At 66.1% G+C, this 20318-nt stretch carries 18 protein-coding genes; 4 read left to right on the top strand and 14 right to left on the bottom strand.

Translation table 11 applies throughout. The features are described from left to right. Nucleotides 1-990: a ribosome small subunit-dependent GTPase A gene (rsgA, locus tag ACLFKU_RS15000; RefSeq protein ID WP_368586577.1), complete on the bottom strand. Its 990-nt coding sequence runs from the start codon at nucleotides 988-990 to the stop codon at nucleotides 1-3. Then, nucleotides 987-2246 carry a M48 family metallopeptidase gene (locus ACLFKU_RS14995; RefSeq protein WP_410849598.1) on the bottom strand — a complete coding sequence of 420 codons (1260 nt, stop codon included), beginning with the start codon at nucleotides 2244-2246 and terminating at the stop codon, nucleotides 987-989. Before ACLFKU_RS14995 ends, rsgA begins: the two co-directional genes overlap by 4 nt. 227 nt (nucleotides 2247-2473) lie before the next feature. On the opposite strand from ACLFKU_RS14995, the gene orn reads away from it, so the two are divergent. Beyond that, nucleotides 2474-3085: an oligoribonuclease gene (gene orn, locus ACLFKU_RS14990; RefSeq protein WP_368586575.1), complete on the top strand. Its 612-nt coding sequence runs from the start codon at nucleotides 2474-2476 to the stop codon at nucleotides 3083-3085. 38 nt (nucleotides 3086-3123) lie between these two features. Here orn and mog read toward each other — a convergent pair whose 3' ends face one another. Further along, nucleotides 3124-3765, bottom strand: a complete 642-nt coding sequence (gene mog / locus ACLFKU_RS14985; RefSeq protein ID WP_368586574.1) for a molybdopterin adenylyltransferase — start codon at nucleotides 3763-3765, stop codon at nucleotides 3124-3126. Continuing rightward, nucleotides 3746-4354, bottom strand: a complete 609-nt coding sequence (gene yjgA / locus ACLFKU_RS14980) for a ribosome biogenesis factor YjgA (RefSeq protein WP_410849597.1) — start codon at nucleotides 4352-4354, stop codon at nucleotides 3746-3748. The genes mog and yjgA overlap by 20 nt, the downstream gene beginning before the upstream one ends. A 151-nt stretch (nucleotides 4355-4505) precedes the next feature. On the opposite strand from yjgA, the gene pmbA reads away from it, so the two are divergent. Further along, the gene (gene pmbA / locus ACLFKU_RS14975) at nucleotides 4506-5876 is read left to right on the top strand and encodes a metalloprotease PmbA (RefSeq protein ID WP_410849596.1); all 1371 of its coding nucleotides are present in this window, start codon (nucleotides 4506-4508) and stop codon (nucleotides 5874-5876) included. 98 nt (nucleotides 5877-5974) lie between these two features. On the opposite strand, the gene ACLFKU_RS14970 is transcribed toward pmbA, so the two are convergent. The 9 genes from ACLFKU_RS14970 to ACLFKU_RS14930 all read right to left on the bottom strand — a co-directional run bounded on the left by ACLFKU_RS14970 (nucleotide 5975) and on the right by ACLFKU_RS14930 (nucleotide 14528). Beyond that, nucleotides 5975-6475, bottom strand: a complete 501-nt coding sequence (locus ACLFKU_RS14970; RefSeq protein WP_410849595.1) for a dihydrofolate reductase — start codon at nucleotides 6473-6475, stop codon at nucleotides 5975-5977. A 93-nt stretch (nucleotides 6476-6568) separates the two neighbouring features. Beyond that, nucleotides 6569-8083, bottom strand: a complete 1515-nt coding sequence (locus ACLFKU_RS14965) for a sigma 54-interacting transcriptional regulator (RefSeq protein WP_410849594.1) — start codon at nucleotides 8081-8083, stop codon at nucleotides 6569-6571. Nucleotides 8084-8107: 24 nt separating this feature from the next. Then, the gene (locus ACLFKU_RS14960) at nucleotides 8108-9559 is read right to left on the bottom strand and encodes a hypothetical protein (protein WP_410849593.1); all 1452 of its coding nucleotides are present in this window, start codon (nucleotides 9557-9559) and stop codon (nucleotides 8108-8110) included. Between the two features lie 94 nt (nucleotides 9560-9653). After that, complete coding sequence (locus ACLFKU_RS14955) at nucleotides 9654-10463, bottom strand: peptidase C39 (protein ID WP_410849592.1); 810 nt, start codon at nucleotides 10461-10463, stop codon at nucleotides 9654-9656. A gap of 7 nt (nucleotides 10464-10470) precedes the next feature. Beyond that, nucleotides 10471-11184 (bottom strand): C39 family peptidase, encoded by a 714-nt coding sequence (locus ACLFKU_RS14950; RefSeq protein WP_410849591.1) that lies wholly within the window; start codon nucleotides 11182-11184, stop codon nucleotides 10471-10473. Nucleotides 11185-11289: 105 nt separating this feature from the next. Then, on the bottom strand, nucleotides 11290-12681 hold the full coding sequence (locus tag ACLFKU_RS14945; RefSeq protein WP_410849590.1) for a hypothetical protein: 1392 nt from the start codon (nucleotides 12679-12681) through the stop codon (nucleotides 11290-11292). Nucleotides 12682-12706: 25 nt separating this feature from the next. Next, nucleotides 12707-13384 (bottom strand): hypothetical protein, encoded by a 678-nt coding sequence (locus ACLFKU_RS14940; RefSeq protein WP_410849589.1) that lies wholly within the window; start codon nucleotides 13382-13384, stop codon nucleotides 12707-12709. After that, nucleotides 13381-13932, bottom strand: coding sequence for a hypothetical protein (locus ACLFKU_RS14935; RefSeq protein WP_410849588.1), 552 nt, complete (start codon nucleotides 13930-13932; stop codon nucleotides 13381-13383). Before ACLFKU_RS14935 ends, ACLFKU_RS14940 begins: the two co-directional genes overlap by 4 nt. Nucleotides 13933-14051: 119 nt before the next feature. Beyond that, on the bottom strand, nucleotides 14052-14528 hold the full coding sequence (locus tag ACLFKU_RS14930; RefSeq protein WP_410849587.1) for a hypothetical protein: 477 nt from the start codon (nucleotides 14526-14528) through the stop codon (nucleotides 14052-14054). A 539-nt stretch (nucleotides 14529-15067) separates the two neighbouring features. Here ACLFKU_RS14930 and ACLFKU_RS14925 point away from each other — a divergent pair. Continuing rightward, a complete protein-coding gene (locus tag ACLFKU_RS14925; protein WP_410849586.1) occupies nucleotides 15068-16462 on the top strand; it encodes a sigma 54-interacting transcriptional regulator in 1395 nt (464 codons plus the stop codon). Nucleotides 16463-16708: 246 nt separating this feature from the next. After that, nucleotides 16709-17680: a thymidylate synthase gene (locus tag ACLFKU_RS14920; RefSeq protein ID WP_410849585.1), complete on the top strand. Its 972-nt coding sequence runs from the start codon at nucleotides 16709-16711 to the stop codon at nucleotides 17678-17680. 104 nt (nucleotides 17681-17784) lie between these two features. Here the strand turns inward: ACLFKU_RS14920 and ACLFKU_RS14915 are convergent, their stop codons facing one another. Further along, nucleotides 17785-20238: a DUF6600 domain-containing protein gene (locus tag ACLFKU_RS14915; protein WP_410849584.1), complete on the bottom strand. Its 2454-nt coding sequence runs from the start codon at nucleotides 20236-20238 to the stop codon at nucleotides 17785-17787. Nucleotides 20239-20318 lie beyond the last annotated feature (80 nt).

The following is a 20318-nucleotide window of genomic DNA, read 5'->3' as shown; positions in this document are numbered from 1 at the left end:
TCAGCGGACTATCTGGCTCGCCTCGTGCACGAGTTGCGCATAAAGCGCATGCCGTTCGCGGCGGATCCGGCCGTCGGCGACTGCTTCGAGGATCGCGCAGCCAGGCTCGTGCAGATGATGGCAGTTGTAGAAACGGCAGTTCGGCAGCAGCGGCCGGAACTCGGGGAACGCGCGTTCGAGCCGGCCTTCGGTCAGATGGTGCAGGCCGAATTCCTGGAAGCCCGGCGAGTCGATCAGCGCACCGGCCGCGCCGTTGACGTGATTCACATCGGCCGTACCCGCCGACGGCGGCAGCGGATAAAGACGCGTGAACGTCGTCGTATGGCGCCCGCTGTTCAACGCGGTCGAGATCTCGCGCGTCGCCACTTCGGCATCGGGAATCAGCAGGTTCACGAGCGTCGATTTGCCCATGCCGGACTGACCGAGCAACAGCGTCGCGTGACCGTGCAGATGCTCAGTCAGCGTGGCGCGGGCGGCCTCGGGCTGCATGCGGATCGACACTTCGAGCACCGGATAGCCGAGCGCGCGATACGGCTCGAGCCGCTTGCGCGCGCCGTCCAGAGCAGCGGTAACGTCGATCTTGTTCAGCACGATCAGCGGCTTCAGTTCGTTCGCCTCGGCGGCGACGAGCGCGCGGCCGAGCAGATCCTCGCTGAAATGCGGCTCGGTCGCGAGCACGATCAGCAGCTGATCCAGGTTCGCGGCGAACAACTTCGACTTGTACTGGTCCGAGCGATACAGCAGATTGCGCCGCTCGCCGATTTCGACGATCACGCCTTGATCCGCGGAAGTCGGCTCGTAGATCACGCGATCGCCGACCGCGACCTCGCTGCGCTTGCCGCGTGGGAAACATTGCAGCAGCGCGCCGCCGTCTTCAGGCGCGACCAGATAGTGGCGGCCGTGCGCGGCCACCACGAGGCCGCCCGTGCGCGCGCCGTGCATGCCGGACCCGGCACCGCGCGCCGCTTTTTTCGGGGCGCGGCCGCTCATGCGTGCTGCAGCAGTCGGTCGATCCGCTGCGAGGCCGGCGGATGCGAATAGTAGAACGCGGTGTAGAGCGGATCGGGCGTCAATGTCGACGCGTTGTCCTCATACAGCTTGACGAGCGCGTTGATCAGATCGTGCGCGTCTGTTTGCGACGCGGCGAACGCGTCGGCTTCGAACTCGTGCTTGCGCGAGCTGAGGCTGCCGAGCGGCGTGACGAAGAACATGAACACCGGCAGCGCGAGGAAGAACAGCACGAGCGCGAGTCCGCTGTTGCCGCCAATGAGCGACGGCCGCACGCCGAGCCCTTCGTAGAACCACACGCATTGCGTCAGCCAGCCGAGCAGCGCGAGCATCGCGAGGCTGATTGCGAACGTGACGAGCATGCGCTTCATCACGTGACGACGCTTGAAGTGGCCGAGCTCGTGCGCGAGCACCGCCTCGATCTCGCGGCCGGACAGCCGCGCGAGCAGTGTGTCGAAGAACACGATGCGCTTGCTCGCGCCGAAGCCGGTGAAGTACGCGTTGCCGTGCGCCGAACGGCGGCTGCCGTCCATCACGAACAGCCCCTTCGCGGCGAAGCCGCAGCGCTTCATCAGCGCCTCGATGCGGGTCACGAGCGCTTCATCTTTCAGCGGCTCGAACTTGTTGAAGAGCGGCGCGATAAAGGTCGGGAAAATCAGCAGGCCGAACATCTGGAACGCGACCCACACGACCCATGCCCACAGCCACCACAGGTTGCCCGCGCGGTTCATCAGCCACAGCACGACGAACAGCAGCGGCAGGCCGAACGCGATGCCGAGCAGCGCGCCCTTCAGGCGGTCGAAGAAGAACAGGCTCTTGCTCATGCGATTGAAGCCGAAGCGCTGCTCGACAACGAACTGCCGGTAGTAGTCGAACGGCAGGTCGATCGCGCTCGTGATCGCGATCACGGCGGCAACCAGCACGATCTGGCCGACGTAGCCGCGGCCGAGCCAGTCGGAGATCGCGAGATCGAGCATCTGCACGCCGCCGAGCAGCGTGAGCCAGATCAGCACGGCCGCGCCGACGACGATCTCGACCATCGCGAGCCGCGTGCGCTCGACGGTGTAGTCGGCCGCGCGCTGATGCGCAGTGAGCGCGATGGTGTTCACGAACTGGCTGGGCACCTGTTCGCGATGCGCGACGACGAAGCGGATCTGCCGCGATGCGAGCCAGAGTTTGGTGCCGACCATCGCGACGACGGCGACGATGAAGAGGGCGGTGAAGTACAGGGTAGGCATCCGAGGATTCCGTGGTATCTATGCGAGAATTATATGTTTCTTCCCGCCTCAGGGCGGAGATACGGTTTAACGCGACGGTTTAACGCATTAGCTCCGGGCAGCAGTTCAAGGCGGCGCTTCAGCGCGGCCGGCCCGGCTCGAACCGCGCGAATCCATTTCAAACGAACACATGCCGCGCCGCGCGGGTTTGCAGCGAAGCCCGCGGCGCGGCCCTCAGGGTTGCCTTCATGACTGACATCCTCGCATCCACCGAACAGCCGCCGCTCGTGCGCAGCGACATGAATCTCGTCTGGCTGGACATGGAAATGACCGGGCTCGAGCCCGACTCCGACCGCATTATCGAGATCGCGGTGGTGGTGACGAATTCGACGCTCGACAGGATGGTCGAAGGTCCAGTGCTCGCGATTCATCAGAGCGATGAGACGCTCGCGAAGATGGACGAGTGGAACCAGAACACGCATGGCCGCTCGGGGCTGATCGATCGCGTGAAGGCGTCGACGGTTAGCGAGGCCGATGCGACCGCGCAGATTCGCGAATTCCTCGGCCAGTACGTGCCGCCGGGCAAGTCGCCGATGTGCGGCAACTCGATCTGCCAGGACCGCCGCTTCATGGCGCGCTGGATGCCGGACCTGGAGAGCTTCTTCCACTACCGCAACCTCGACGTGAGCACGCTGAAGGAGCTGTGCCGGCGCTGGCAGCCGGTGATCTACAAGGGCTTCCAGAAGCGCGCGATGCACACCGCCCTGGCCGATATTCACGAGTCGATCGACGAACTGAAGTACTACCGCGAGCATTTCCTCGTGCCGTCGGCGCCCGACGCCGCCGCGAGCGGCAAATAAAGCGCGGGCCTGCACCGGCAGGCCCTGATCCTCGAACCTCAGTCCTGCCGCGGCGCGCGTTGCGCGCTTTTCGGCCGGAACGCCTTCACGACGTCGGCGTTGGTTTCCACGTATGGCCCGCCGATCAGGTCGATGCAGTAGGGCACCGCCGCGAAAATCCCCGGCACCTTGACCACGCCGTCATCGCGCAGGCCTTCCAGCGTTTCCCGGATCGATTTCGGCTGGCCGGGCAGGTTGATGATCAGCGCGGCGTGCTGCGCCGTTTCGCGGATCACCGCGACCTGGCGTGACAGGATCGCGGTCGGCACGAAATTCAGGCTGATCTGCCGCATCTGCTCGCCGAAGCCGGGCATCTCCTTCGTCGCCACCGCGAGCGTCGCCTCGGGCGTCACGTCGCGGCGCGACGGGCCGGTGCCGCCAGTCGTCAGCACCAGATCGCAGCCCACTTCGTCGACCAGTTCGATCAGCGTCGCCGAAATGGTCGGCGCGTCGTCGGCGATCAGCCGCGTGACGACTTGCCACGGCGAGCTCAAGGCCGCGCCGAGCCATTCCTGCAGCGCCGGAATGCCCTTGTCCTCGTACACGCCCGTCGACGCGCGGTCGCTGATCGACACGAGGCCGATCACGATTTCGTCGGGGTGGTTACGTTGCTTATGTTGATCAGGCGTCGCGGTCGTCATCGTCGTGTTCCGGGGCGAGGTCAGCGTCTTCGGCTCCGTCGCCGGCGCCGGCTGCGTTCTTGATCCACTGGAACAGCTCGCGGAAATAGCGCGGCGGCTTGCTCTGCTGCGCTTCCTTGCGCGCGTTGCGGATCAGCGTGCGACCCTGCTGCGGGTCGGCGGCCGGGTGCTGGCGGATGAACTCGGTCAGTGCGGCGTCGTCGGCAAGCAGCTTTTCGCGGGTGCGTTCGATCCAGTGGAGCTTCGCCGTTTCCGTCTTGTTGACGCCGTTGTAGGTGTCGAGCGCGGCACGCAGCGCGGCGGTTTCGGTATCGAGCAGCGAGCGCATCACGCGGCCGACGTACTGGATCTGGCGGCGCTTGCCTTCATGATCGGTGATGCGGCGCGCTTCGCGCACGGCTTCGTCGAGCTTTTCGGGCATCGGCATGCGTTTGAGCGCGTCTTTCGGCAGCGCGACGAGCGCCGCGCCCAGATCCTGCAACGCCTGCATTTCGCGTTTGACCTGGGACTTGCTCGGACGATCGTAGCCGTTTTCGTCGACTTCCGTGACGACGGATTCGATCGGTTGAATGCGGGTTTTGCGTGTCATGGCGGTATTGTAACTTGCCGCGCCGGCCCGACCCGCGGCGGCGCGTACCTTGCTATGATCGCGGGATGCATTTATCCCGCACCCGCGCGCCTCGCGCCGAACACGGTGCGCATACCCTGGGCCGCGCGGCCCCAACAGGACGGCAACCACAATGGCAGCAGACATGGACGTCAAGCAGCGCTTTTTTCCGCATACCCAGGATGAGCTGAAGGAAATCGCCTCGGACATCCTCCGTCACGCGAAGGCGCTCGGCGGTACCGACGCCGCAACCGAAATCTCCGAGGGCGACGGCCTGTCCGTCTCCGTGCGGCGCGGCGAAGTCGAGACGATCGAGCACAACCGCGACAAGATGGTCGGCGTGACGGTGTTCATCGGCAACAAGCGCGGCAACGCGAGCACCTCGGACTTCTCGCCGCAGGCGTTGAAGGACACGGTCGCGGCCGCGTACAACATCGCGCGCTTCACCGCCGAAGACGATTGCGCGGGCCTCGCCGAAGCCGAACTGCTCGAAACCGCGCCGCGCGACCTCGATCTGTATCACCCATGGAATCTGTCGGCCGACGAAGCCGTCGAAATCGCGCGCCGCGCCGAAGACGCCGCGTTCGCGACCGATCCGCAGATCAAGAACTCCGAAGGCGCGAGCGTGTCGGCGCAGCACTCGCAGTTCGTGCTGGCGACCTCGCGCGGCTTCCTCGCCGGCTATCCGTATTCGCGCCACTACATCGCGTGCGCGCCGATCGCCGGCAGCGGCCGCAACATGCAGCGCGACGACTGGTACACGTCGACGCGCAGCGCCGACGAACTCGCCGATCCCGAGGCAGTGGGCCGTTACGCGGCGCAGCGTGCGCTCGCGCGCATCGGCGCGCGCGGCCTCGATACGCGCAAGGTGCCGGTGCTGTTCGAAGCGCCGCTCGCGGCGGGCCTGCTCGGAGCATTCGTGCAGGCGACGAGCGGCGGCGCGCTGTATCGCAAGACTTCATTTCTAGTCGACAGCCTCGGCAAGCCGGTGTTCGCGCCGCACGTGCAGGTGGTCGAAGATCCGCACGTCGCGCGCGCGATGGGCAGCGCGCCGTTCGACGAGGAAGGCGTGCGCACGCACCAGCGATCGGTCGTGAAGGACGGCGTCGTCGAGGGTTACTTCCTGTCCACCTACTCGGCGCGCAAGCTCGGCATGAAGACCACCGGCAACGCGGGCGGCTCGCACAACCTGTCGCTGCTCAGCTCGAACACGCGTCCCGAGGACGACTTCGAGGCGATGCTGAAGAAGCTCGGCACCGGTCTCTTGCTGACCGAGCTGATGGGGCAGGGCGTCAACTACGTGACGGGCGACTACTCGCGCGGCGCGTCGGGCTTCTGGGTCGAGAACGGCAAGATCCAGTACCCGGTCGAGGAGATCACGGTCGCGAGCACGCTGCAGGAGATGTTCCGCCATATCGTCGCGATCGGCGCGGATACGATCACGCGCGGCACCAAGCAGACCGGCTCGGTGTTGATCGAACGGATGACGATCGCGGGGCAGTAAGCCGGGCGGCGCGTTTCGGCGCCGCCCCGTATCAAACGAAAACGCCACGCAGCTCAACGTTGCGTGGCGTTTTTTATTGCATGCCGTGGCGCGTGCCGTCAGACGTCCTTGCGTTGATAGGTGACGAACGCGTAATCGAAGTCGTTCGGCGCATTCGAGTGATGCGCTTCACGCGCGATTTCTTCCCACACGTGCGGGTCGATCGCGGGGAAGGTCGCATCGCCGGGGAAGTCGGCGGCGATTTCGGTGACGATCAGCTTGTCCGCGTGGCGCAGCCCTTCGTCGTACAACTCCGCGCCGCCGATCAGAAACGCCTGCGGCGCCTGGTCCTGCGCGGCGAGCGCGAGCGCTTCGTCGAGATTGGTCGCGGTGTCGCAGCCCTGAAAACGCCGCGAGCCATCGCGCGTGACGACGATGTTGCGGCGTCCGGGCAGCGGCCGGCCGATCGATTCATGCGTCTTGCGGCCCATGATGATGGGCGCGCCCATCGTCGTGCGCTTGAAGAACTTGAGGTCTTCGGGCAGTCGCCAGGGCAACTGGTTGTCGCGGCCGATCACGCCGTTGCTGGCGCGAGCGACGATCAGGGTGAGCGTCGTCATCGAATGGAAAGAGGAGGGTAACCGGGCGATTCTACCCGACGCTCCGATGCGCACCGATGCCCGCCCGCCGCTCAGCCGCCGTTCAGCCGCCGCTCACCCTCCCGCCGGCCCGTCCGTGGCGAGCCCTTCCTTGTCATCGGCGCCGCCCGGTTCGCGCAAACCGTGCACGCCCATCAGCCGATACAGCGTCACGCGCGAAATGTTCAGATCCACCGCCGCCTCGTTCAAGCGGTGCCGGTGGCGCAGCAGCGCGGCCTCGATCGCGCGCTTCTCGGCGGCCTCGCGCGCCTGCGTGAGCGTCATGCTCTGTTGCTCGGTGAAACCGGCGAGGTCGAGATCGTCGGCTGAGATCAGCTTGTTCTCGGCCATCACGATCGCGCGGCGCACGCGGTTGATCAGCTCGCGCACGTTGCCGGGCCAGTTGTAGTTGTAGAGCGCCTCGATCGCCGACGGCGTGAAGCCGCGAATCTTGCGCGCGTTGTCGGTCTTGAACTTGTGCAGGATGTGGTACGCGAGAATCTCGATGTCCCGCCCACGCGCGCGCAGCGGCGGCTCGTCGACGCGCAGCACGCACAGGCGATGAAACAGGTCCGCGCGGAACTGGCCGTCGCGCATCGCGCCGTCGAGATCGACGTGGGTCGCCGAGATGATGCGCACGTCGACCGGAATCGATTCGCGTGCGCCGAGCCGCTCGATCTTGCCTTCCTGCAGAAAGCGCAGCAGGCTCGCCTGGCTTTCGAGCGGCAGGTCGCCGATCTCGTCGAGAAACAGCGTGCCGCCGTCGGCCGCCTCGACTCGGCCGATCTTGCGCTGATTCGCGCCGGTAAAGGCGCCGCGCTCGTAGCCGAACAGTTCGGATTGAAGAAGGTGATGCGGAATCGCGCCGCAGTTGATCGGCATGAACGGCGCCTTGCGGCGCGGCGAGCGCTCGTGGATCGCCAGCGCGGTCAGCTCCTTGCCGGTGCCGGATTCGCCCGCGATGAACACGCTCGCGTCGGTGTTCGCGACCTTGCGGATCGTGCGAAAGAGCTGCTGCATCGCCTCGCAGGTGCCGACCATTTCCTCGTCGCCTGCTTCGCCGGCGGGCGGCGGGAATTCCGGGTCGCACAGCGTGACCATGCCGAACGCGTGGCCGGCCAGATAGTCGATCGTCGCGTGCGCGACCGGCAGCTTCACGAAGTCGAAGCAGTAGTGGCGCACGAGGCGTCGCACCAGCGGATCGTTGAGCCGCTCGTTGCTCGCGAGCGCGATCCAGCCGATCTGCTGCTGACGCAGGCTCGCCTCGAGTCCGCCGATGTCGCGCGGCGCGAAGCTCGCCAGATCGACGATGCCCGCGCACGCGAGGTCCGGCTTTAAAAGCCGCCCGAGTTCGTGCGCCGAGCGCGCGGCCGCGACCTGCCAGCCGCGGCTTTTCAGATGCGCGATCAGAGTTTCGTCAGGAGTGCGCGCGACGTATAGCAGCTGTCGCGTGACGCCTGGCATCGCGGCGCTCGCTTGGGCGCCGGTTTCATTGCTCGCCGGTGGAGCGGCTGCCGGCACCGCGAGCGACAGATGCGATCCCGCTGCCGCGACGGAAGTCACACTGCTCAGATGAGGTGATTCACGCACGCTCGACCTCGTATCGTTGGCATGTCAGAAGGTGTACGGAAAGCGCACGCCGACCACGAAGTTCGGCGCGTCGGGGGTGAGTCCGATCGATACCGAGCCGTTGATGGTCAGGTGCTTGTTCACGACGTGGTTCAGGCCAAAATTCATCGCCGCGGCCGTGGTTTCGCTACCCGGTACCTTCTGGTAGCTGCCGCCCGGCGCCTTGGTCTGCGACTCGGGTTCGAGCGCCATCGTGAACGACACGCTGGCCGAATCCTTGTCGGAGAACGCGAGCGCGACGCCGCCGCCGAACTGGACGATATCGCCGAGCTTGACCGTCGCCGGTTCGGTTTGTCCCTGCACCGACGAAATGTCCGCGAACGAACGCGCGAGGTTGTAGGTGTAGGAAACGCTGCCGAACAGCACGACCGGGTCGTAGGTCTTCAGCACCGACAGACCCGCGGTGATGTTCCAGAAACCGGTGCCGGTCGGCAGTCGGGTCGGCGCGACGAGGTTGGTGTTGTCCGCGTCGACCTGCACGACTTTTTCGCCGAACGGCGAGCTGCCGGTCGGCGCCTTCACGCGCAGACTGCCGACCACGTCCGGCAGCGCGTTGGTTTCCCTGACGAACTGATAGTAGATGCCGAAATTCACGTCGCCGATGTCGTGGCTCGACACCGTCGCGTCCGACAGCGTGCTCGCCGCGCCGCCCGCGCCGCCGACGATGAAGGTGCTGCGCCGGTACACGTACGGCACGTCGACGTCGACGTTGATGCGGTCGGACACGCCGTAGCGCGTGTCGAGGTCTGCCATCACCTGATGCGACTTGGTCTGGCCGAGGTTGATGTTGCCGAGGAAGATCGCATCGAGCGCGAGGAAGCCCGACAACTGCAACTGGCGACGGTCGTAGTAGGTGTCGCTGATGCCGAAGTCCATCGTCAGCTTGTGGTCGAACAGTGGCGCATGCTCGCGCTGCACGACCGCCTGCTCGGCCTGGGTGCGCACCGGTTCGTTCGCGCGCTGGGTCTGGCCGACCGCGCCGCTGCCGTCGGTGGCGGCGGGCAGGCCGCCGGCGCTGGCGTTGCCCGCGTTGCTGCCGTCCGGTGTCGGCGGATTGACCGGCACGCCGGTCGCGGTGCCGGTGGTGCCCGCCGGCGCGGGCGCGCCAGGCGCGATCTGCGCGAGCGGCGGCAGCGGCACCGGCAGGCCGTCGGCGCCGGGCTGCTCGGCCACCGTGCCGCTGCCCGCCGGAGCGCCGGCGCCCGGCACGCCGCGGCCGCGTTGCGCCATCTCGAGTTCGGTGACCTGGCGTTCGAGCGAATGGATTTGCCGCTGCTGCTCGTTGACGACGCGCATCAGCGTATTCAGACGGTCCTCCACGGATTGACCGGCGAGCGCCTGCGCGCTCGCCGGCTGAGAAAGAGCCCAAAGCATGACGGCGGCTGGAATGGCCGCGAGAGCCATGCGCGGCGCCCTGGTCGATGACACTTTTTTCATTTTTTGCTCCCCCGGTGGTCCGGCCGCGCGGTGCTGCCTGCGCGGCCTTCTCTTCACTGCTTGTGGTGCAACTGGCGGGTGGCGGCCCGCGCCGTTATCTCCTGTTTTGCAGTGCCTGCAGTACGCCCAACTGACGAAGCATCGAAGCCGACATCTGCTGGGTTTGCAGATGCAGTTGCAGGGCGTTGGCGACTTGCTGGTTATTGCCTGCGATCTGCAGCAACTGGGCGATCTGCCCGTTGCTCGGCGCGATGGTCTGGGTGGCGAGCCCAGCGGGTGTCTGCAGCGCGACGTTCACGCCGTTGCTGCCGAACGAAATGCCGGCTTTCACGGAGCCGGTCGAATTGCTGGCCGTCGCCGACGGCGCGTTGGCGGAGCCCGTCAGCGTCGCGGCGCTGTTATTGAAGTCGATCAGCGCGGAGTTGGTGCCGCTGTTGCGATCGCCCGCGACCTGGGTAACCTGCGACACGCCGTTGACGCCGATGCTCTGGCCGCCGCGCGCCTGCGCATTCGGGTTGGCGCCCGAATCGCCTGCATGGCCGTGCGTGCCGCCGCTCACGCTCGCGAACGTGCTGACGGAACTCGTGAGTTGGCCGCCACCGTTCTGTACCGCGCTCAGCGAGCCTTGAGCGAGCGCGCTCGCGCCGTTGGGCAAGCGCCATTGCGAAATGACGTTCAGCACGAAGCCGGAGATCATCGTCGCGCCGGCGTATTTGCCGGTCTGGGTCGCGAGCACATCGTCGCCGACCAGTTGCACTCGCAGCGGCTCGGCGCCTGGCTCGGACCGTATCGAAAGTTCGGGAGCCGGTGGCGAGGCGGCGCCCTCCGAAGCATGGGCAACGCTGCTTGCGCCATAGGCGACGGCACAGAGCACTAACCCAAGCGGTGTGAGGTGTGACTTCATGGCTGGATCAGAACATGTCTGCCTTGTTCAAGCCGTACTCGAAAAAGGGCGTCGCCGCGCTGCCGGCCGCCAGCGCGGCGGCGCGCAGCTTCAGCGCGAGCGACTCGTTGTCCTGCAACAGCGGTGAATCCTCCCTGAAGGGTTTGCCGAGGACCGCGAACACGAGGCCGTTCCAGGTCTTCGCGAAGTCGTCTTCGAGCACGATGCGATTGCCGAGCGCCGGGTCCGCGATGAACACGCGGCCGTCCTGCGCATGCTTGACGATCACGAAATGCTCGTAGCCGTCGATGTTCATCAGGACCATCACGGGGATCTGAAGGTGGTGGAGCGCGTCGACGTTGACGCGAAAGCCGCGGCCGCGCAGTCCGATGGTCTCGACGAAATGCTTCATGTCGAGCATCGAGAAGCCGTTCTTGACGACGACTTCGGGCGTAGAAAAAACCATCATCCGGCGGATCAGTTCGGTTTCCGGAATATCGATGCCGTAGCCGTACTTGAGGAGGGTGGCGAGCGCCGCCGCGCCGCAGCTGTAGTCGAACTGTTGATTGACGATGTGGTTGTAGCGCAGGTCCTTCATCGAACGGACCGTTTTCGTCAATGGCACGCCGACGAACGTGGACGTGTCGATGCTCGACTGTGCGGCGGCGTGATCCGCGCACAGCACATAGCCTGCCAGCGCTACGGCGAGCGGTAGCGCCGGGAACCCCTTGAACCCGGTCATGCTGGTCTCCTGCCCGATCCGCGCCGGCAGCTTCTATGGCTGCCGGCGCGCCCTTCCGACTGCTTTGTGCTTCTTCTGCTGGCCCGCGGTCGTCGCGTCGTCGGCTTACTTGCCGCTGTTCAGCGCCGCGATGGCAAGTCCGTTGTGCTGCAGATTGCCCGCGCCGCCGGCGATGTTCACGCCGATGTTGCCGGAGGCGCCTTTCAACGTATCGGCCCCGAGACTCGCGGTGCCCTGGAACTGCCCGTGAACGACCATCGTGGCGGATTGCGAGTTGTCATCCGTTGCGTCCATCGCGGTGGTCAGCGCCTTGCCCGGCGAGGTCGTCGTCACCGCGCCGGCGAGCGCGTTGTCCTGCGCGTTGCCGATGCCGGAAGCGATGTTCACGCCGACGTTGCCTGTCACGCCCGACAGCGACCCGTTGCCGACCGACGCGTTCAGATTGAAGTTATGGATCGCCGCGCTGCCGCTCGAGGACTGCACGTTGAAGTCCTGCGCGTTGCCGAACACGTTGCCGACGTCGACCGACGCGAGCGACACGTCGTTGCTCTGCGCGTTGTCGATGCCTTCCGCGATGTTGATGCCGAGGTTGCCCGACACGTTGCTGGCCGCGTTGGTGCCGGTGGTTGCGTTCAGCGTGGCGGCCGCTTCGTTGTTGATGTGCTGCGTGATCGAGCCGCGCGTCGTCACATCGGTCGTCGTCATGCCTTCGTCGATGCCCCACACGGCGCCGTACGCGTTGGTCGACGAAGAGCTGCTGCGCGAGTAGCTCGACGATTGCTCGCCGACCCTCGCAAAGCCGGAGCCTTCGCTCGCCTTGAAGCCCCACGAACGGCTTTGTCCGGACGCTTCGCTCGCTTCGAAGGCGCCGGCGACGCCCGACGAGTTCGAGTAGCTCGATTCGCGATAACCGGCGTGCAGGCCGCCGTGGGCGCTGAACGAGCCGCTGCCGTGCGAGGGCGTGTTGTGGTCCTGATAGCTGTAACTGCCGCCGATCGAGCCGCCCGCCGAGAGATGGCCGCCCGAGTTCTGACTCGTGTGCGAGAAGCTGCCCGCGATGCCGGCTGCCTGCTGGCTGGTTTCATAGCCGCTCTTCGTCACGCTCGCGCTCTGACTGCCGTACGCATAGCTGCCCGAAGCTTCGAAGCCCTGCGCGTTCGAACTCGACGAGGTATGGCTTTGCGTCGTGAACGCGAATGCCGCGCCACCGCCTCTGAGCAAGCTCCTGTTGTTGTTGATGGTCGTGGTCACGGTGCCGGTGGTGTAGGTCTGCGCCTGCGGATCGAGCGTCGCGTTCACGTTGACCATCTGGTTGTTGTTGATCACCGCGTTAGCCGTGCTGGAGACATGCACGCAGCCAAACAGTCCGACCATACCCTCGACGCCGACCATCTCGCCGACGACCGTCGTATTGAACAGGTAGGCCTTCTGCGGCGCGGCAAGCACGCTGCCGGACGCGGCAACGAGAACGGCCGTGGCAATAAGAGTGCGCTTCATGATTCGCTCCGATACTTAAGTGTGGTCAGTTAAAAAAAGTGCCCGCCGGGGGACGGAGCACAAAACTGTTTGCCGTGGCATTACCGGCGCCGGCTGCCTGGTTGATCTGCACGATTCCGCTCGCGTTACGGAAGGCATCGCTGGAAATGCTTGCCTCGCGCACGCCGTGAATCGTGTTCGACTGCCCCGGACTGCCGTTTTTCGGGGCCGTCGCGGATAGCTCCCCATCCGAGACAGTCTCGACTCCGAGCGCCGCAGTCCCGATCTGGGTGCTGTTGCGCTGCAGATTCCCTGCTCCGGCCGACTGGTTCACCAGCACCGCGCCGGAGGTGTTCGAAAACGCATGGGCCTCGATCGACGCTTGTGCGCGCGGCACGTTCGCGACCACCGACGCGCTTTGCAGGCTCGCGTTCGCGTTGCCGACAGCGGCGCCTTTCGTCACCGTGATCTGGTTGATCTGCGCGTTGTCGAGGCCTGCGGTTTCGTTGACCGAGAGCGCGCCCGTCGCGCCCATGCCCGCGCCGCTGCCGATCGTCGCGGTGGCGCCGACGACCGGCACCGCCGGCGACTGCGCGCGGGACTCGCCGGCGACGAGCGCAGCGACGCCCATGCACAGGCACGCGCAGACGCGCAGGGCAGTGCGCGCCGAAGTGAATTGCAGCGATTGCAGCGATTGCAGCGAGGGGCGCAGGCGCGTGCTCATTTCAGACCTCCGAGCGCGCCGCCGAGCACGTTCGACAGCGGCGCGAGCGCACCCGTCACCGACGAGCTGATCGTGCCGCCGACGCCCGTCGCCGGTCCGCCGATACCGCCCGCGTTCAGCGGGATCGTGTTGCCGGTCGCCTTGCCGGAGAGGATCTGCGTGACGGCCTGCATGCCGGTGCCGCCGAGCACGCCACCCGCGACGACGCCGTTCGAGCCGTGTGCGTTGGTCAGATCGGTGTCGCCGACGAGCGTCGCGATCGTCGGGTCGAACGAATTGGCCGGGAACGTGGTGGCGCGCACCGCGACCGGGACCTGGTCGCGCGGCACCGGGACGAACGCGTCGCGCGGCGTGACGCTGCGCTCGACGATGATGTCGCCGGGATTGGCGACCTGCTCGGCATGCGCCTGGCTCGCGAAGCAGGCGCTGACGAGGACGCTGGCGAGGAGGGCGGTGCCGGCCAAAGCGGCGCGCGGCAAGACCGGAGCGATGCTGAACGAAGCCGCCGGCAGCCCGAGGGCGTGCGGCTTCTGGTGGTTCGTGCTCATGTCCCGGTCCCTTCTCTGTTGTTGCTTGTGTCCCGCCGTCGTGGGGCGCGTCAATTTTGGCGCGGCCACCGGTCCCGCATTCCCTGGTTGTTTGCTATCGGTTCGTTGCTTCGTCCTGCTTACCTGCGCTGGTATGCCGCGACGTTGCCCTGGGCGGCGCGTGCTGCATCGACGGGCACGGGCAGCGGCGAGGGCGGGGCGATCTCGTCCCACAACGTCACCTGGTTACCGCCGCTTTGCATCAGCCGCGGCGGCGCGGCGACCATCAACATGCCGACTGCGCCGCCGCGTTGCCGCGACAGGATCTGGTCGTCGAGCGAAATATCGTTCATCGATGCAGCATCGGCAGCCGGGTTCGACGCGTCGGCGGCAAGCTGGCTGTCGTCTTCCGCGGCAACCGGCGAAGCGGCTTGCAGGCTGGGGGAGGCGGGCTCGGTGGCATCGTTGAAATTCGCCAGCGTGACGGATCGCGTCGGAGCGGTTGGCGCTGTCGGGGTGCCGGCACCCGCCGGCAGAGCGCTGAGCGCGAGGGCTGCGCAAATTGCGAAAAATGGCGCGCGGCAGCTTATCAGATCGATGCGGAACGCGAGTCGCATGATGTGTCTCCCTGGTGTTCGCCATTTAGCGAAACATGTGCCATCGCTCGCAATCCATTGATGCGTCTGGCCGCCACCAGCAGAATGACAACTAATGCGTTCGAAATCGGGAAAAAACGTTGCAGCACTGAAACGGGTCAGCAGAAAATACCTATAATTCGATAATCCGTAAGGTACGAACTACCGTCGCGAGAACGCCACGAAAAGCGCTTCCACTAATGTTTTATTTGTCGGCTGAATAAATGGAGATCGGCCGCTAAACCATGATGGGCAAGGGGTCCATCGATTAAATTCGCATAATTGTTTTCGAAGCGGCGCACGTATAGTAAGCTCTCGAAAACAGCTTCAGATTTAAAAAAAGGCCCATATCAGGCCGTCTCAAACACACACGCCGCTTTCTTGGGGATCAGCTGTCCGCACGGAATGGAATGGCCGTTCGGGTTTTGCGATTCGCGAATCCCGGACGAGTCAGCGTGTCTGAACCGCAGTTTCAGGTGCATGCGTCGTCCTTAACGTTCGTTGACGAGAGGATCTGAATAATGGAACCCGCAACGCGGCAACTGATTTACGTTTCGCGTGACCCGAGCGCGGAACTGAATACGCGTTTTATGCAGCGTGGCTGGCATGTGGAAGTCGTGGGATCCGCGCGCGATGCGCGCCGGGCGGTGCGCACCGGCTCGGCAGCTGGCGGCCTGCTCGATTTGTCCAGTGATTTCCAGCCGCACGAAATCGCCGCTTTTGAATCCTGTTTGACCATGCCGAACGTCGGCTGGGTTGCTGCGACCACGCCTGGCCAACTGAAAGACGCCGCGTTGCGCCGGCTCGTGCGCGACTACTGCTTTGATTACGTGACGGTGCCGTCTTCTGGCGACCGTATCGTCGACTCGGTCGGTCATGCATACGGCATGATTTCGCTGAGCGACACGACCTCGCACGACGGCTTGCAAGGCGCCGAGGGCGAGATGGTCGGCTCGTGCGACGCGATGCTCGCGCTGTTCCGCTCGATCCGCAAAGTCGCGATGACCGACGCGCCGGTGTTCATCTCCGGCGAATCGGGCACCGGCAAGGAGCTGACGGCGGTCGCGATTCATGAACGCTCGGCGCGGCGCAACGCGCCGTTCGTGCCGATCAATTGCGGCGCGATTCCGCCGCATCTTCTGCAATCGGAACTGTTCGGCTACGAGCGCGGTGCGTTCACCGGCGCGAACCAGCGCAAGATCGGCCGCGTCGAGGCGGCCAACGGCGGCACGCTGTTTCTCGACGAAATCGGCGATCTGCCGCTCGAAAGCCAGGCGAGCCTGTTGCGCTTCCTGCAGGAGCGCAAGGTCGAGCGGCTCGGCGGACATACCGCGATCGATGTCGACGTGCGCATCATTTCGGCTACGCACGTGGACATGACCGCGGCGATGATCGAAGGGCGCTTCCGTTCCGACCTGTATCACCGCCTCTGCGTGCTGCAGATCGACGAGCCGCCGCTGCGCGCGCGCGGCAAGGACATCGAACTGCTCGCCCGGCACATGCTCGAACGTTTCAAGAAGGATGCGAGCCGCCGTCTGCGTGGCTTCGCGCCCGACGCAATCGCCGTACTTCATAACTACGGCTGGCCCGGCAACGTGCGCGAGCTGATCAACCGGGTGCGGCGCGCGATCGTGATGTCGGAGGGACGTGCGATCACCGCGCGCGACCTCGAACTCGCCGAATACGTCGAGATCGTGCCGGTGTCGCTCGCGCAGGCGCGCGAAGCGGCCGAACGTCAGGCTATCGAACTCGCGTTGCTGCGGCATCGCGGGCGGCTCGGGGATGCGGCGCAGGAACTCGGCATCTCCCGGGTCACGCTGTACCGGCTGCTGTGCTCGCACGGCATGCGTCATATGGAAGGCGAGCCGATGTCGGCGCCGCACGGCGATTTGCCGGCGTCGGTGCAGCATCTGTAGGCGGCGAGGCTGGCGACGCGGCATGTGAAGGTCTGGCGCGTCGCCTCGAAGCACTTTTGCGAGCACGTTTGCCGCTCGCATCTATCGTTTACCGCGTGGTTTTCCTTTCCGTCTGATATTCCCCCTCGATATTTCCCAGGCGGCGCGCCATGCCCCGGCGTCGTCCGGTCGCGCTTGTTAGAATCGGGCTTTGCTCAATTCCGTGAGCGCGCCTGATCGGGTTCGCGCCGCGTCGAAGGAAACCGCATGAAACAATACCTGGACCTCGTCCGCACGATTCTCGACACCGGCACGTGGCAGGAAAACCGCACCGGCATCCGCACCATCAGCATGCCCGGCGCGATGCTGCGCTTCGATCTGCAGCAAGGCTTTCCCGCGGTCACGACGAAGAAGCTCGCGTTCAAGTCGGCGATCGGCGAGCTGGTCGGGTTTCTGCGCGCTTCGCGCAGCGCCGCGGACTTCCGCGAGCTCGGCTGCAAGGTGTGGGACGGCAACGCGAATCAGAACGCGCAGTGGCTCGCCAATCCGTATCGCGAGGGCCCGGATGATCTCGGTGACGTGTACGGCGTGCAATGGCGCAAGTGGCCCGCCTACAAGGTGCTCGACGCCAGCGCGAGCGCGCAGCTGGCCGACGCGCAAGCGCGCGGTTTTCGCGTGATCACGCAGTTCGACGAAGATGGCCGTTCGAAGGTGCTGCTTTACAAGGCGATCGATCAACTGCGCCAGTGTCTCGACACCATCATGCAGAACCCCGCCGATCGACGGATTCTGTTCCATGCCTGGAATCCGGCCGTGCTCGATCAGATCGCGCTGCCGGCTTGCCATCTGCTGTACCAGTTTCTACCGAACGTTACGCGCCGCGAAATTTCGCTGTGTTTGTATATCCGCAGCAACGACGTCGGGCTCGGCACGCCGTTCAATCTGACGGAGGGCGCGGCGCTGCTGCATCTGGTCGGACGCTTGACGGGCTATACGCCGCGCTGGTTCAGCTATTTCATCGGCGATGCGCACATCTACGAGAATCAGCTCGATATGCTGCACCAGCAGCTCAAGCGCGAGCCGTACGAGAGTCCGCGGCTCGCGATTTCCGATCGCGTGCCCGACTACGCGAAGACCGGCGTGTACGAGCCGGAATGGCTCGAGAAAATCGAGCCGGCGGATTTCTCGCTGGTCGGCTATCAGCATCACGAGCCGCTGACAGCGCCAATGGCGATCTGATGCCGGTGGAAGCGGGGCGATAGCGTTCGCCACCGTCGAATATAGAAAAGCCCCGCGATGGTTTGCATCGCGGGGTTTTTTTGTCGCAACGGCAGGTGTCCTGCTCAGCTCCTGTGATGGTCGTCGCGATTGCCGCCGCCCTGGTGCTGCTCGACGTGTTGCGGTTGCGGCTGGGGTTGCGGACGTGCTTGCTGCACCGGTTGAGGCCGCGGTTCGGGGCGGGGCTGCTGCATCTGCATCTGCGGACGCGGCTCTGGCCGGGCTTGCGGCATCGGCATTGGCTGCGGTCGCGGCTCGAAATGCGGCTGTTGCGCCTGCTGCATTTGTGGTTCGGCACGCGGTTGCTGCGGCGCGACGGCGCGCGGCACCTGTTGCATCGCAGGCGGATGCCAGTTCGAGCCACGCGCCTGTTGCTGCGCGGACGGGTTTTCCGGTGGATGCGGCACACCGGACTGCGGCGCGACGCTCGGCTGCTGCGGACGGCCGGGCTGTTCGATGCGCGGCGCCTGCTGCGCCGTCGGCGTATGCGGCTGCGTCCATGCGGGCTGAGACCGACCGACCGCACCCCATTCCTGCGGCGCGCCATGCTGCCGTGCGTGCGCCGCCGCGTCGGCCGGATTACCGCCGCCTGCTTGCGGCGGCCGCGGCACTCCGTTCGACGGATGGCCCAGATTGCCCGCGAACCCGCTCTCTCCAGGCTGCGGCGGACGCGCGTTGCCGATCATCTGCGGCGGCATGCCCGCGCGCGCTTGCGGAGGCGCTTCGCCACGCGGCCCCACGGCGCCAGCTTCGCCGGGCCGCTGACCGGCCTGCTCGACGCCATGCGGCGCGTTGCCGCCGATTGCGCCTGGCGTACCAGGCGCACCCGCCGCCATCCCCGGCGGACGTCCCGGCACGTGCGATTGCACGACCCGCACATTCGCCATCGGCAGCGCGCCCGGAGCGCCGGTCATATGCGCGGGCACCGAGGTGCGCACGACCGGCTGGCCGCCGCCGGGCACTCGACCACCGCTTTGCGCGAAGCGTTGCGCGAGTTCGTCGTGATAAGCAGCGGGCATGACGGGATTGCGGGTCGCGACTACGGGCCGGCCGACGACGCTCGCCGGTGGCCGATAGTTCGCGCGCCGCAGATCCGACCCGAAGCTTTCGCGCACCGGCGCGATCCCCGGTGCACCCGGATTGATCCGCGCGTTGCGCCACTGCGCCGGGTCGACTTTCTGCGAGAAGCGTCGGACCGGCTGACCGTGCACGAACGCGGTCGCCGGCACGGCCGTCACACAGCCCGGCACGCGATAGTTCACGTACGTGTTCACGTTGCGGTGGTAGTCGTTGAAGATCGACGTGCGGTTCACGCGGTTGTAATACCCGGCGCTCCAGCGATCGTGACCGCGCCAATGTGGATGCCACGGCTCGCCCGGCCCGAGCGGAAACCACGCGACCCCCGCCGCGATGACGCCGCCGACCGCCAGGTTGACACCCCAGTCGGCGCCGCCGCCGTCATCACCGACGAACGCGACCAGCGCCGGCGCATAGGCCGGCGCCACGTCCGCTTCGAGCGGACCGGGCACCCAGGCCCACGTGCCGTCGATGTCAGCCCAGCGGCCGTAGTGGTACGGCGCGAATCCCCAAGGCTGGTCGTCGACCCAGGTCCAACCCCAAGGCGCCTGCCAGACCCAGCGGCCGTCGTGATACGGCGCCCAGCCGGCCGGCGTCGCGTTCGGCACCCACACTGCGCCGTACTGCGGCGTCTCGCGCCATGTGCCGTTGGCATCGAGATCCTCGTAGCCGGGGATGTCGCGCGACACGTAGCGCGCCGACAGCGAGCGGTCTTCGGTGGCGTCGCGACTGGCGGCCCACTGGTCGAGTTCGTCGGCAGCGGGCGCGCGGCTGTCGGCGAGCTGCTGCAGGTCGGTGCCGGCAAAGCGGATCTGCTGGCCCGCCGCGACCGGCACCTGGCCGCCGTCGCCGTACGCAATCGCGCTGCCGCTGCGCACGGTGACGGTCGTGCTGCTGCCGTCGGGCGCGACGTCGACGCGGTAGTCGCCGGGACCGTTCACGCCGAGCGCAAGGTTCGGCGTGTCGATTTCATACGACGACCCCGGCGCGAGTTCGCGCACGCGGGTCGACAGCGTGCCTTGCGCGACTTTCAGTTGCGCGGTCGTATCGTCGAGATTGAGCACGTCGAGGCTCGTGTTCTGGCCGAGGCGCACCGCGGTCGAGCCGATGTGCAGTTCGGAGCGGGCGTTCTGGTCGTTCCACAGCTGGTCGCCGGTCGTCAGCGGCCGGTTGATCTGCGCATACGACCAGTCGGTTGCGCCGGCTGGCTCGGTGGTCACTGCGCCGGCCGTGTAGTTCAGACGCGCGATGCGCCCAGGAGGATCGCCCCCCGACGGTTCGCCGCCCGACCCGACGGCTACCGCGGCGGGTGGCGCAGGTGGCGCTTCCTGTGCGAGAGCGGTTTGCGCAGCGAGCGCGACGACAGCGGACGCGATCAGCGTATAGCCGCTGATCCGGCGATGAATCCCCGCTTGCCGTATGGGTTGCTTGGCGTGTGTCATGACTGATCTCCGACGGACGCGGCAATCGGCCGAGTCCGTTCAGTCACTGTACCTGCCGCCTATGTTTCAAGGCCCGCACA

The sequence above is a fragment of the Paraburkholderia sp. EG304 genome (assembly GCF_046543485.1).
GTDB classification, from domain to species: domain Bacteria; phylum Pseudomonadota; class Gammaproteobacteria; order Burkholderiales; family Burkholderiaceae; genus Paraburkholderia; species Paraburkholderia youngii.
Note: the sequence above shows the minus strand (reverse complement) of the source record. Positions and strands in the feature narration are given on the sequence as shown.